Source organism: bacterium (assembly GCA_030649055.1).
Lineage (GTDB): Bacteria > Patescibacteriota > Minisyncoccia > UBA6257 > JAUSGH01 > JAUSGH01.
Map to the genome: position 1 here is coordinate 14,279 of JAUSGH010000006.1, position 13,426 is coordinate 27,704.

Below are 13,426 nucleotides of genomic sequence, written 5' to 3' on the forward strand. Positions count from 1 at the left end.
AACTACCGGAAATTTTTCTGTTCAATCGCCGCAATCTTTCCGACACGGCGCGCATGCCGCTCTACGCCGGAAAACGGGGTTGAAAGCCAGGCATCAACAATCTGACGCGCCTTTTCCTCTGTGGTGTAATCGGCTGAAAGCGTGAGCACATTCGGATCTTCGTCCGCTCGCGCATCGCGTCCCTGTTTAGGCTCAAAAATAAGCGACGCGCGCACGCCTTTGATTTTATTCGCGGCGATCAAAACACCAACACCGGAGCCGCAAATGAGAATTCCTTTTGCTTCGGAGTCTTTGGAAACCGCCTCGCCAACTTTTTCCGCGAAATCCGGATAGTCGTCGGCCGGGTCGCCAGATCCGCCCATATCAATAACCTCGTTGCCCTCCTTCAACAACTTTGCCCTCAACGATTCTTTTAAATTGTAGCCGCGGTGATCGGCGCCTATAAAAATTTTCATGAAAATTTTTCAATTTCTAATATCTAATTCCGAATTTCTAATAAAATATCTAATGCCTAATTTTTAAAAAATAATTCCTTAATTAGAAATTAGTTATTAGGAATTAGAAATTTATAATAACTCTGCCACTTTCATCACGTGTTTCACCAATGTCGTCACATATCCCCACTCGTTGTCATACCACGCCAGCACTTTCACGAAATCACCGTCAACGACTTTTGTGTATTGCAAATCCACAACGGAAGCGGCGCTGCAACCGATGATGTCCGATGACACAAGCTGGTCTTCGGTCACGTCCAGTATCCCCTTCCACTGCGCGCTTTTTGCCGCTTTGCGGAATATATCGTTTACTTCTTCAACGGAAGTTTTCCGTTTTGCGAGAAAGGTGAAATCTGCGAGCGACCCCGAAGGAATCGGCACACGCAATGCAATACCGTCAAATTTTCCTTCTAAATCTTTTAATACTCGCGTCACGGAAATAGCCGCTCCGGTAGACGACGGCGCGATGTTGATTGCTCCCGCGCGACCGCGGCGAAAATCCTTTCCCCGCGTTGACCCATCAACAAGGTTCTGCGTGGCGGTATACCCGTGCGTCGTCGCCAAAAATGCTTTGAGCACACCCACGCTCTCATGCATCACCGCCGCAACCGGATATGTGGCGCTTGTGGTGCACGAACCGTTAGACGTAACCTTGCACGCCTTAAACTGCTCTTCGTTCATTCCGAGCAAAACGGTCTTCGCGTCGGCTTGCTCTTCATCCTTCGCCGGAGCGCTGATGACCACGCGCTTTGCGCCCGCCACCAAATGCGCGCGGGATTTTTCAAACGATTCAAACACGCCAGTGGATTCCACGGCAACATCAATCTTCATGGCGTTCCACGGCAACCGCGCCGGATCTTTTTCTTGAAACACAATGACGGACTTGCCGTCCACCAGCAACTCCCCCCTTCCATTCGTCACCGGATGAGCAACCTCAATCTTTTTTTCATACGTCCGGTACACCGAATCGTATTTCAGTAAGTACGCGAGATTTTCAATATCGCCCAAATCATTAATGGCGACGACTTCCACTCCGGGTATACCAAAAATCTGCCGGAAAAATAATCTGCCAATGCGGCCAAATCCGTTAATAGCAATACGTGTATGTATCATACATTCATTATACTAGATTCTAGCTTCTAAATACTAGATTCTGACTTGTGAAATCCGTTCAACCGCAGAAAAACAAACAACCCGATAACCATAAACGCCGCGCCGTACATAAACGCGGCATACGCGCCGAACATCGTCCACAGCGTTCCGCCGATGACACCTCCGAGGAGCGCCGAAATACCCGTGGCAGACTGTAAAAATCCTTGCCCCGTCGCAAGCTGCGCGCGAGCAACCATTTTGCTCGTCAGCGCCCGGCCGACGCCGTCAGTCATCGCCGAATATAGTCCGAAAACAATGAAGCCGAGCACAACACCGGAGAGCGTTTGAAAGGTCGCGAGCATAAGATAACTCACGATCGCCGCGCAGAACCCCCCGATAAGCACTTTTTTCTCACCGACGCGATCGGAAATTTTCCCGAACGGAATCGCGAAAACAGTAAATGAAACGGTATAGACAAGATACACAAACGGGATTGAGGCGAATGAAAGCCCGATGTCGCTGGCTTTGAGGAGCATCAGCGCCTCGGGCATCACGCCAAGACCGAACACAAACGTCGCAAAAAGAAAAAGCTTGAACTCACGGGAAAAATTACGGAGAGAGAACGTGAACGGCACCGGCACTTTAGGTACGATCTCTTCTTTTGTCTTCACCTCACGCACAAAGACAAAAGTAAAAACAGCGAATACGCCGAGTCCCGCGGCAATAAGAAACAACCGGCGATAGTCGCCGCCGAGCGCCGGCAACAATATAATCGCGCCTAACGGACCGAGAATCGCGCCGGCGCGATCCATCGCCCGATGATAACCGAATGACTTGCCGAGTTCGTGCGCCTCAACGGACTCCGAGAGCAACGCGTCGCGGGGTGAATCGCGCAGTCCTTTACCAAGCCGGTCAACAACACGCAATGCAAAGACCTGCCAGATATTCCCGACCGATGCAAGAAACGAACGCGCGATAACCGCGAGCGCGTAACCGGAAACCGCGAACCGCTTGCGCGCGCCCACCTTATCCGAAAGCCAACCCGAAAAGATTTTAAATATGCTCGCGAACGCGTCCACAAACCCTTCCATAAAACCCAGAAACACCGGCGGCGCGCCCAACACAACCGTAAGGAACGCGGGCATAACCGAATACACCATCTCGGCCGAGAAATCGTTAAAAAAACTCACGAGACCGAGAAAAAAGACGTTGCGCCGCAACCCAAGAATTCTTTTATCGATAACCATAAACTTACTACTTCATTATTTCCCTACTATACCACGCCCTACCGCGCTACCGATGCCGATACCGTTCGCCGCGGCGCTCCCCGCCGGAATCTCCAACACGGCGTCCGCCGGCTGCGGCGGATAATAAATTGTGCGACCGGGACTGTCATCGGGCGAGGCATTTGCTTCAACTCCGACAACGCTGCCGGCGAAAATCCAAACAATATCAATAGGGAACCGCATATCCTTCATCCAGAAACCAACGCTCGCCGGAGGGTCAAAAAGAAAGAGCATGCCCTTCCCTTCGGGCAACGCCTCGCGCCCCGAAAGTCCCTGCATGCGCGCATAGGCTGTATTTGCCACCTCAACCACAAACTCCGCGCCGCCAATGGTAACACGCTCGCTCGCCTCACGCTCGCGGGATTTCGGTAAAACACTGAAAACAAAAGCTGCTGCTGCAAGCAGGATACCCATCAGTGAAAAAATGGCGAATTGTTTTTTCATATATTAATTTTATTCCCTGAGCTTGTCGAAGGGCTACATAAAGGAATTGCCTTCGATAAACTCAGGCAGTAATTATTTTGTCAGCGATGGTGTCGCAAACCGAACGCCACCACCCCAAACGCCACTCCGACATTCAATGACTCCTTCTTACCATACATGGGAATCTCTATTACCGCATCACAACGCTTCAAGATTGCAGGCGCGACCCCCTTCACCTCATGGCCGACGATAAGGGCGACCTTGCGAAGCGCGTGGCGCGTAGCGCGTAGCGTATAGTACGGTACGGATTTTTTGCTTTGTTCCAACGCGACAATTTTATAGCCGTCGCGCCGAAGAAGCTCGATCACTTTTGCCGTACTTCGCGCGTGCTCCCATGGCACCGTTTTTTCCGCGCCAAGCGCGACTTTCGCAATCTCTGGCCGCGGCCGGTCAAATACATCAAACGGGGTTGGCGTAATGCCGCACAAATATAATTTCTCAATACCCGCCGCATCCGCGGTGCGAAAAATTGAACCGACATTAAACAAACTGCGGATGTTGTAGAGAATGGCGATCATAAGAGTTAGTATTCAGTATTTAGTATCTAGTATTTGGGAACCGAAAGCGAATCAACTCCATTTTCCATTATAAAATACGCATAAAAATAGCGATGCCCCAACCTCGAAAGGCTGGGGCATGCGTCGCGAATCTAGAGCGCCGGAATGGTCTTCACGATCGGCGCCGGATACTTGCGCGTCTGCTTCTTCCGCCACTGCCGCACGCAGCCCGTGGCACCAAGGAACTGCGCAGAGAAGCCCTTGATGTCCAGATGGCACATCGCGATCTCACACCCATCAACAGTGAAGACGTTCACCGTGTCGCCGGGAACGAACACGCGCTCGCACACGGGACACTCCTGGCTTTCCCCGTTGTACATGTCGAAGTCCCGCGGCCGCTCCTCTTCATCGTCCGAGAACACGCCCATCGGAACCTCCTACTTCCGCGGCCGCAGAAGTTCTGCGTCCACAACCTGAACACCTTTTGGGGCTATTGTGCGGCGAAGTCGCAACGTGAGGTGATGTGTCCACGAACCAGCGTCGGTCTCGAATACCTCGATCGTGCGGCTCGGATCAACCTCCAACGAGAACTGTCCTCTCAGCATAAGGAACACGCCGAGCACGGATTCGAGCACGATCCGATCATCCGGAAAATCCCGGAGAAGCTTCCGAAGCTCTTTCTTTGCCGGAGCGTTGCCGCGATTCACCGGCTTGAAGTACCGGCAAAGCGCATGCAGCACGCGCACGTTCTCGTAGTCGGGAGTATTACCCTTATACACTCCCGGCACCGTGACATCTAGCGCGTATCCCACTTCCGTACCCGCAAACGACACCCGAAGCTGACTGCTCGCCATTGCGCACCTCCATCACAAGAATCACTGCAACAAATATAAGATATATAAACGGAAAATGCAACCAAAAAAAGGCGCCGAAGGCGCTACATTATCATAACTTCACCCATCCCCCGCTATGCGTCAATCCATAGAGGAAAGCGTGGAATGTGCGGCACGGGAGTCTGTTTAGAGCAATCTTTCGCGGGTGCCGCGAGGTCGCCCGTCTGATTTTCGGGAGGTCGCTCGAGGCGACCGTCCCGCCAGCAGGCGGGCCGGAAAGCAGACGGAAAAAGCGACCGAAGCAGGTCGCGAAGATGCGCAGAAACATACTCGCGGGCCACGATCAGACTAAGGCGCAACAACAATCTTTTGCATCACCACCGGCGTCGTCGGCCTATCGTTTGAATTGCGCTTCACAGTGCTTATCGCATCCGCGACATCTTGTCCCGCGGTCACGCGGCCGAAAATCGTATAGTTGTGGGGCAACGGATAATCCGCCACCAAAATAAAAAATTGGCTGCCGTTGGTGTTTGGCCCGGCGTTTGCCATTGCGAGCACGCCCTTTTTATATCCCGTTTTATACGACGCCGTCGCCGGATTCAACTCATCCTCAAACTGATAGCCCGGTCCGCCGCCTCCGCAAAAACCCGAGTCCGCGCCACCATTTGTTCCACAATTCGGGTCGCCGCCCTGGATCATGAAATCCGAAATAACGCGGTGAAATGACAAGCCATCATAATAGCCCGCCTTTGCAAGCTTCACAAAATTTTCAACCGTCTTCGGCGCATCCGACGCATAAAGTTCAACCTCGATATTCCCCTGCGATGTTTCAAGTGTGATCATCATATTGGTTGCTACGGGCACGTCGTTGCCACGGGCAAGAAAAAAATATATAAGCATTCCCGCCACAACGACGATGGCGGACAAAATAAAACTTGGCTTCATAGTTTGTGCTCGCGAAGCTCGGCACGCTTACCTAAAAGCGCACGCTGTTCAGCTGAAAGCTCCGCCTTCTCTTTTTCAAGCGAGGCGGCGCGATCTTTCTCCCCGCTTCTCCCGGCCGACACCGCTTCATCGCTTAATTGCGCGATCTTTTCTCCCAGCTCTTTAATTTGCGCCTCGAGGTGCTCGCGCGGCTCACCGGCGCCGATATGCTCTTTCTCCAACATATGTTCTTTCATATTTTAAAGATAAGACGAACCCGTCTATTGCGCAATAGCAACCAATACATCATAATAAATAACATGAACAAGAAACAAAAGATCGCAAAAAAGAAACACCGCAAAACAGCGGGAAAGAAGGTGAGCGGACGGTACCGCTAGCGCGGAGTGAATAGTGAAGAACGAATAGTGAAAAGCGGGGACAGGAAGGATGAGAAAGACCCCGACGACCTACTATGGTCGTCGGGGTCTTTCCGTTTGCGATGCGCTGGATTCCGGATCAATCCTGCCTATCCGGTAGGCAGGTCCGGAATGACAAAGCTTAACGCGATCGCTTATGAGTGCGCGCCGCCCTTATTCAAATACTCGTAAATATCCAGCACCGCTTTAATGGCATCTCCCGCCGCGATATTGTTTTGCTTGTATAACACATCACTCACGTCCCCTGCCGCCCAGATGCCGGAAACGCTCGTCCGCTGGGTCTGCGGCTCAACAACCACTTCATTTATCTTATTCATCGCAACAACTCCTTTCAAAAAGTCACCGTTCGGAATTGAGCCGATTTCCACAAACACACCCTCAACCGCAAGATCCTTCATCTCGCCACTCCCCAGATCGTTGTAGCGCAGCCCCGAAACAAACGCCTCACCGGTAATTTCCTTCACCTCAGTGTTCAACAATATGGAAACCTTCGGATGCTTGACTATTTTTTCTTGCGTCACCGCGTCACCGCGCAACGCAATCCCTCGCTCCAATATATAAATTTTTGAGGCATACGCTAAAAGATCCTGCGCCGCTTCAAGCCCGGCGTTTCCTCCTCCGATAACGGCAACAACCTTGTCTTTAAATATGGGCGCGTCGCACGTAGAACAAAACACCACGCCCTTGCCGTCCAAACGGTCCTCGCCCGGAATGCCCAGCCGCCTCCTACGACTGCCGGTCGTGACAAGCAACGCCTTCGTTTCATATGTTTTTCCGCTCTCGGTCTTAACCGAAAAGTTCGCGCCCGTCTTTTCCACTGCCACGACTTTATCGTCATCAACAATTTCAATGTCTTCCTGCGCGCGCAAGTGTCCTTCAAGCATTTGCGCCAAATCATAACCGGACACCTCGACAGTCCCGATCCAATTCTGAATCCCCGCGGACGGCAAAGACTGCCCACCAAAGGAGTCGGTGATAAACAACGTTTTTATTTTTTTCCGCGCGGCGTATACTCCCGCCGAAACTCCGGCAGGCCCGCCGCCGGCGATGATTAGATCGTACATAAAAGTTGTGAGCGTTTAGGGTATAGCGTTTGGCGTTTAGTTAGAAAAGTTTGGCGTCCCTCATCTCATCCGCCTAAACGCTTTACGCTAACCGCTATACCCTCCTATTTAATTCCCAACGCCTTAGCGAGCTCCGAACGATTAAACCCTACGAATATCTCCCCCTCAACGTCAATCACCGGCACACCCAGCTGATGCGACTTTTCCACCATCTCCTTCCGCGCGTCCATATCCGCGGAGACATCAACCTCGTCATATTTGACCCCACTCTTCTGAAAGAAGTCCTTCGCCATCTTGCAGTACGTACACGTCGGCGTGCTGTAAATTTTTACGGATTTTGCCATAAGTGTTTATTGAATAATAAATGTTTTGCGACCGTTTTTCCATTATATACCCATGAAAACTTAACTGCAATAAAAAAGGTTTTGTTTATATCGCGAATAAGATAGAATCAAGAAAGGCGAGAGCCCGCAATTCGCATTATTACCGAGCCAAATTCGCATTATTCGCGATTACTCCATGTACAGCACCAGATATATCAAACAGGCCTTATTGCTTACAGGGGATATCATCATCCTTTATTTTTCGTTAGCCGTAACACTCCTCCTCCGTTATGGCGCCTATACGCCGCGCGAACTGCGCATATATCAGGCGCATCTCTTCTCATTTTCCGCCATCTTCGCCTTGTGGATTTTTATTTTTTACGTCGCCGGACTCTATGATCTCCGCACACTCAAAAACGATCTTCGCTTCGCGAAAAATGCCGCGGGCGCGCTTGTCATCGCCGCGCTCATCGCCATCTTTTACTTCTATTTTATTCCCGCGCTCATTACGCCAAAAACCAACCTCATTATCCATCTGGGAATATTCGCGGCCGTCGGTGGCGCGTGGCGCGTAAGCTACAACAAGCTCTTGGGGCTCGGCGGCTCAAAAGAACGCCTACTACTGGTGGGCGCCGGTCCGGTGACCGAAGAACTCATCACCCACATTGAACAAAATCCGCAACTCGGCTACAAAATCTCCTATCATATGAAGGGCGGATTAAACGATCCGGAATTCAAACATTTGGCGCAAATTTTCATTGATAACAAAATTTCCACCGTTGTTATCCCGAGCCATATCAAAAAAAATCTGCACTCCGCGCGCGTCATCTACCATCAATTGGCACTCGGTATTTCCGTGATTGACGTCGCGACACTCTATGAGCGCGTATTTGAAAAGGTTCCGCTCGCGGAGACCGAAGAAGTGTGGCTGCTGGATAACATCGCCGAATACAAGCGCGCCTACGACTCCTTCGTAGCTCCCTTGGAGCGCGCCGGGGCGATGATGCTTTTTATATTGCTTCTGCCGCTCACGGCACTCATCGGCAGTCTCATCATTCTCACCTCGGGATTTCCCGTGCTCCACCGCCAAACACGCGTGGGAAAATACGGGGTTGCGTTTACGCTCTACAAATTTCGTAGCATGCGCGTGGGCGCGGAGACCCACGGAGCAGAATGGGCAAAAGAACACGACCCTCGCGCGACCTTCATCGGCGCGGCGCTCCGCTACACTCACCTGGACGAACTTCCCCAACTTTGGAATATCATCATTGGAGACGTTTCGTTCGTAGGCCCGCGACCCGAACGTCCGGAGTTTGTGGATCAGCTCAAAAAAGAAATTCCGTTCTATGAGCTTCGCCAGCTCGTGAATCCCGGCGTCACCGGCTGGGCGCAGATCAATTATCGCTACGGCGCGTCAGCGCGAGACGCGTACGAGAAACTGCAATATGACCTCTACTATATGAAAAATCGTTCATTTTTCCTTGACGTCACCATCATCCTCAAAACGCTCAAATTACTGCTCGTGAAAATTACGTAGATAACCCCCGTACACCTGTCATCCTCGCGAAAGCGAGGATCCAGAAATTTTCTACACGCTGGATTCCCGCATACGCCTGGAATGACAAACAAATACGATGCTAAAAAAAATAACATCCTTTCTTTTTCATAACACCGGCACCACCCAGACCGTCGCCAAAAATACGTTCTGGCTTTTTTTCGGGCAATTCGTCAGCCGCGCGCTCCGCGCCGCAATCGTTATTTATGCCGCGAGAGTACTCGGCGCCGAACACTGGGGCGCGTTTTCGTATGCCTTGGGCGTCGCGGCATTCCTCACTATTTTCTCGGATATCGGCATTAACGCGCTTATCACAAAGGAAGCAAGCCGCAACCCGGAGCTCAAAAATCAATATCTCGCAACCGCGTTCTGGGTAAAACTCGCACTTCTTGTCGCGTGCATCGCCGTCGTCATCACCGCGTTCCCCTATTTGACCAACATCCCCGAAGCGGCGGTGCTCATGCCAATCTTGCTTTTAGTTTTCGCGTTTGACACGCTCCGCGACCTCGGTTCGGCGCTCTGCCGCGCCCTGGAAAAAATGGAGGTGGAGGCGGGACTCGTTATTTTCACCAACGCCATGATTGTCGGGTTAGGGTTCGTATTTCTCATCACCTATCAGACAACGACCGCGCTTGCGTGGGCCTACGCCATCGGAAGCGGCGTCGGCTTTGTCGCAACCGGCGTTGCGCTCCGCGGTCATTACAGCAACATCCTCAAAAACTTTTCTCTTCATTTAATTATCCCAATTTTAACCACTGCGTGGCCGTTTGGCCTTATGGGGCTTATGGGCGCCATCATGCTCAACACCGACATCATTATGCTGGGGTGGCTGCGTCCTGCCTCCGAAGTGGGATATTATTCCGTCGCGCAAAAACTCATTCTCCTTTCCTACGTGTTTCCCCAGCTCATCGCGACAAGCATCTTCCCGCCGCTCTCCCGCGCGGTTATCGCTGACGGCGCTCTGGCAAAAAACTTGCTTGAAAAATCCGTCGCATTTGTCGTGCTAATCGCCGCTCCCATCACCATCATCGGATTCTTGCTCGCAACCCCAATCATCACGATCGTGTTCGGCGCCGCATACGGCCCGGCGATCCCCGCCTTCCGACTGCTTATGCTCACCGTTCTCATTGTCTATCCCTCAACACTCCTCGGCAACGCAATTTTTGCCTACGACAAACAGCGGAGTTTTTTAACCTTTGTGCTTGTCGCAATTTTTGGAAACGCCATATTTAATCTGCTACTTATCCCCTCCTACGGAATCCTTGGCGCCGCAGCCGCAACCGTCGCGACGCAACTCATCACCAATGCGCTCATCTGGAGAAAAATGAAGCGCGTGAACGGGCTACGCATTATGCCCTCAATTCGCTTTTACTTACGGCAGTTGACGCTTCATCATAAAGACATATAATAAAGCCAGCAAACCGCAGAAACGGCAGTTAAGTGGAGGCAGCCATGATTGAGAGCAATCGCTACGTGGACCATGTCCTTGTGCGCATTGGGAGCGCGCCGGCATCTCACTACAAGGGATCACTTGGCATTCTGCTCGGACTTGCCGACTTCGGCAAGCCGCGCGTACAGCCCCCGGACCGGGAGATACTGGCAACCATCGACGTCCGATGTCCCGACGGAGTTCCGTTGGAGCCGCTTATCCTGCACCGGAAGGGCGACAACTTCTCGATTCTGCCGAAAAGCATCGTCGCTGTGTACGCGTCGGTGAACGGCGAGGGCAACGAAATTGAGATGTACGAGCCGTGCATCTCGGACATTTTCGGTCACCTCGCGGTATTCGCGCGCACCATGCACGACGTTGACCTGAAGCTCCGGTTCGGAGGGAACCCTCCGCTCACATTCGCGTTCTGTCGTCGCGGAAACTATGTCATGCTCAACGCAGAGGCAGCCAAGCCGCATATCATCGCGTGACGCACGAAGCCCCGATCTTTTAAGAAGGATCGGGGCTTCAGCATTTCAATCACTCACCGAATAACAAAGCGGAGAAGGGCGCGTCCGCCGCTACCATTCCCTAATCGCTTTCTCCCATCGCGGAAGCGTCCCACAATCAAACCAACGCCCATTCTTGATTTTATACCCCGCCAATTTCCCCGCAGCCGCAAGCCGCGGAAACACATCTTTCTCAATCATCAAGAATCCTTTCTTAAAATCAGCGTATTGAAACACTTCCGGATCAAGAATATAAATGCCTGATGAAACATAAGACGACGGGGGGTTCGCCGGCTTTTCTAAAAACTCCGTAATGCGCGTGTCGCTCATCACCGGAACGCCGTATTGTGACGGATTCGGGACCTTAACAAGCGCGATAGTCGCAACCGGATGCGCGGGGTTTTCACGGTGCGCACGGATAAAATCCGTGAGATCAAAATCTTTGAGCTCGTCGCCGTTTGAAAGGATAAACGGGGCATTCAGCTTGGGTTTCAAATATTTCATTCCGCCAAAGGTGCCGAGCGGTTTCGGTTCGGCAAAAATATTCAGCCGCTTCGGCAACTCTTTCCGGTAACGCTTTTTCCACCACTCGTAATCCTCCGCGTGGTCTTTATGAATAACAACGGTCGTGTCCGTTACGCCGTGTTTCGCAAAAAACTCAATCAAATAATTCAAAATCGGCTTCCGGCGCACCGTCAAAAGCGGCTTCGGGATTTCCAGCGTGACCGGAAGCAACCGCGTCCCCGACCCTCCGGCAAGAATGATGGCTTTCATGCGTGCTTTTTTGCTTTATTGCTTCGTTGCTTTTTTATAATCTCATAAATCTCATTGTCATGCCGGCTCACTTCATCAATCGTTAGCCCCTGTGCACGCAGGAGTCGTTCATTAAAATCCCAGTCGGCTTTGAGCAATGCATACACATCAGCAAGTCCCGCGTCTTTCGCGAACATCATCAACGCAGAAGTGTCCTTCGGGAAGCAATAGCCGCCAAAACCGCGGTACGCGTTGTAGTCCACGTCCAAGTGAGATTTCCCAATGCGCGCGTCCGCCCCCATGCCGGCACGCACATGGTTATAGTCAGCGCCGACCTTCTCCGCGATTTTTGCGAGCGCGTTCGCGAATACCACTTTGCGCGAAAGATACACATTCCCCGCGTACTTAATAAGCTCCGCCTCAAGCGCCGTGATGTACGAGTTTTTTGACGGCGACTGAAACGGGGCTTCCGGAAGAAGCTTCAGCACCTCAAGCGCTTCGTTTTCGTGCCCCTTGGTAAACCCAACAATCTGCCGGTCGGGATTGATAGTGTCACTCCACGCATTTTTTTCCGTCAAAAACTCCGGACTAAAAAGCATTTTAAGCTTCGGGAATTTTCGCTGCATGGCATCGGTCGTACCCGGCGAAACGGTTGATTTAATAACCGCGATTTTCCCGTCGCGAAGCGTACCCAACGCCACTTCGACAATCGAGGTATCGCACACGCCAGTTTTTTTATCACGCGGCGTCGGAACCGCGACAAAAATAACGTCGGCGCCGTTCACGTCATCGCTATAACCTTTTTTCGCGTCCGCGTCATAAAGCAACACATCCCTCCCACGGCGGTATTTTTTCACTTCCAAAAAATAGCGCGCAAGGGCGCCGCCGACCATCCCGACCCCGATAATTCCGACAACTTTTTTCCCCATAGTCATATATTATAGAACTTACGCAATCGGTGTCATTCCCGTGAAAACGAGAATCCAGAGCCTTAAAAAATGGCTACAAACTGGATTCCCGCCTACGTCTGCCTGTGCGTGTCCGCACGCAGACAGGCGGGAATGACAGAAAAGTGAGAAATGCGTAGGTCCTATAGGAATATCTTTATGGCCTCGCCTCACACCTCAAACCCCCGCATCCCGCCACAGAACCTCGACGCCGAAAAGGCGCTTCTTGGTTCTGTTATGCTCCGCCCCGATGGACTCTCCGACATACAGGACGTCATCGTCGAAGCGGCTTTCTATTCCGGCAGGCATCGCCTTATCTGGAAAACTATGGTTGAACTGGCCGGAAAGCACATTCCGATCGACCTTCTTTCACTCTCGTCGCGCCTCACTGAAAAAAGCGAGATTGAAGCGGTCGGCGGGGCGTCATACCTTGCCGAGCTCACCGCGAGCGTTCCGTCGTCTACAAACCTCAAACACTACGCCGAAATCATTCAGAAGAAACATCTTATGCGTAACCTCATCGAGGCTTCCGAATACCTCGGCGAGCTTGGTTATGCCGACGCGGAAGACCTCGAGAATCTTATGGAACGCGCGGAGAAACGCATCTTCGAAATTACCCAGCGCTCCGGAGTACACAAATTCATCGAGCTCAAAGATACGCTCACCGAAGCGTGGGAGAGGCTTGACCGCCTTCACAAGTCGGGCGATGAACTTCGCGGCATCCCCACCGGCTTTAAGGACCTTGATAGCAAGCTCGCCGGATTTCAAAAATCCGACCTCATTATTCTCGCGGCACGGCC

General features: G+C 51.9%; 17 protein-coding genes. 4 read left to right on the plus strand and 13 right to left on the minus strand.

All coding sequences use genetic code 11. The annotated features are described in order from the left end of the window. Positions 1-2: 2 nt before the first annotated feature. The 11 genes from Q7R85_01660 to Q7R85_01710 form a co-directional block, all read right to left on the minus strand. Positions 3-455, minus strand: a complete 453-nt coding sequence (locus Q7R85_01660) for an RpiB/LacA/LacB family sugar-phosphate isomerase (protein MDO8584807.1) — start codon at positions 453-455, stop codon at positions 3-5. Positions 456-566: 111 nt separating this feature from the next. Further along, entirely contained in the window at positions 567-1,607 is a 1,041-nt protein-coding gene (locus Q7R85_01665) for a type I glyceraldehyde-3-phosphate dehydrogenase (GenBank protein ID MDO8584808.1), read from the minus strand. A 26-nt stretch (positions 1,608-1,633) separates the two neighbouring features. Then, complete coding sequence (locus tag Q7R85_01670; protein MDO8584809.1) at positions 1,634-2,833, minus strand: MFS transporter; 1,200 nt, start codon at positions 2,831-2,833, stop codon at positions 1,634-1,636. Positions 2,834-2,848: 15 nt separating this feature from the next. Then, positions 2,849-3,316 carry a DUF192 domain-containing protein gene (locus tag Q7R85_01675; protein MDO8584810.1) on the minus strand — a complete coding sequence of 156 codons (468 nt, stop codon included), beginning with the start codon at positions 3,314-3,316 and terminating at the stop codon, positions 2,849-2,851. Positions 3,317-3,396: 80 nt separating this feature from the next. Next, the gene (locus Q7R85_01680; GenBank protein ID MDO8584811.1) at positions 3,397-3,873 is read right to left on the minus strand and encodes an RNA methyltransferase; all 477 of its coding nucleotides are present in this window, start codon (positions 3,871-3,873) and stop codon (positions 3,397-3,399) included. Positions 3,874-4,004: 131 nt separating this feature from the next. Continuing rightward, complete coding sequence (locus Q7R85_01685; protein MDO8584812.1) at positions 4,005-4,232, minus strand: hypothetical protein; 228 nt, start codon at positions 4,230-4,232, stop codon at positions 4,005-4,007. A 57-nt stretch (positions 4,233-4,289) separates the two neighbouring features. Continuing rightward, positions 4,290-4,706, minus strand: a complete 417-nt coding sequence (locus tag Q7R85_01690; protein ID MDO8584813.1) for a hypothetical protein — start codon at positions 4,704-4,706, stop codon at positions 4,290-4,292. A 327-nt stretch (positions 4,707-5,033) separates the two neighbouring features. Next, the gene (locus tag Q7R85_01695; GenBank protein ID MDO8584814.1) at positions 5,034-5,630 is read right to left on the minus strand and encodes a peptidylprolyl isomerase; all 597 of its coding nucleotides are present in this window, start codon (positions 5,628-5,630) and stop codon (positions 5,034-5,036) included. Next, positions 5,627-5,866 (minus strand): hypothetical protein, encoded by a 240-nt coding sequence (locus Q7R85_01700; GenBank protein MDO8584815.1) that lies wholly within the window; start codon positions 5,864-5,866, stop codon positions 5,627-5,629. Before Q7R85_01700 ends, Q7R85_01695 begins: the two co-directional genes overlap by 4 nt. A 314-nt stretch (positions 5,867-6,180) precedes the next feature. Further along, positions 6,181-7,110: an FAD-dependent oxidoreductase gene (locus Q7R85_01705; GenBank protein ID MDO8584816.1), complete on the minus strand. Its 930-nt coding sequence runs from the start codon at positions 7,108-7,110 to the stop codon at positions 6,181-6,183. Positions 7,111-7,214: 104 nt separating this feature from the next. Beyond that, entirely contained in the window at positions 7,215-7,454 is a 240-nt protein-coding gene (locus Q7R85_01710) for a glutaredoxin family protein (protein ID MDO8584817.1), read from the minus strand. Between the two features lie 175 nt (positions 7,455-7,629). Between Q7R85_01710 and Q7R85_01715 the strand changes: the two genes are divergently transcribed. The 3 genes from Q7R85_01715 (at position 7,630) to Q7R85_01725 (ending at position 10,908) form a co-directional block, all read left to right on the plus strand. Beyond that, the gene (locus tag Q7R85_01715) at positions 7,630-8,970 is read left to right on the plus strand and encodes an exopolysaccharide biosynthesis polyprenyl glycosylphosphotransferase (protein MDO8584818.1); all 1,341 of its coding nucleotides are present in this window, start codon (positions 7,630-7,632) and stop codon (positions 8,968-8,970) included. A 97-nt stretch (positions 8,971-9,067) separates the two neighbouring features. Further along, the gene (locus Q7R85_01720; protein MDO8584819.1) at positions 9,068-10,396 is read left to right on the plus strand and encodes a flippase; all 1,329 of its coding nucleotides are present in this window, start codon (positions 9,068-9,070) and stop codon (positions 10,394-10,396) included. Between the two features lie 44 nt (positions 10,397-10,440). Beyond that, complete coding sequence (locus Q7R85_01725; GenBank protein ID MDO8584820.1) at positions 10,441-10,908, plus strand: hypothetical protein; 468 nt, start codon at positions 10,441-10,443, stop codon at positions 10,906-10,908. A gap of 90 nt (positions 10,909-10,998) precedes the next feature. Here the strand turns inward: Q7R85_01725 and Q7R85_01730 are convergent, their stop codons facing one another. After that, the gene (locus Q7R85_01730; GenBank protein ID MDO8584821.1) at positions 10,999-11,700 is read right to left on the minus strand and encodes a nucleotidyltransferase family protein; all 702 of its coding nucleotides are present in this window, start codon (positions 11,698-11,700) and stop codon (positions 10,999-11,001) included. Beyond that, positions 11,697-12,608, minus strand: coding sequence for a hypothetical protein (locus Q7R85_01735; protein ID MDO8584822.1), 912 nt, complete (start codon positions 12,606-12,608; stop codon positions 11,697-11,699). The genes Q7R85_01730 and Q7R85_01735 overlap by 4 nt, the downstream gene beginning before the upstream one ends. Before the next feature lie 177 nt (positions 12,609-12,785). On the opposite strand from Q7R85_01735, the gene Q7R85_01740 reads away from it, so the two are divergent. After that, a partial coding sequence (locus Q7R85_01740) for a DnaB-like helicase N-terminal domain-containing protein (GenBank protein MDO8584823.1) occupies positions 12,786-13,426 on the plus strand: 641 nt, incomplete at its 3' end.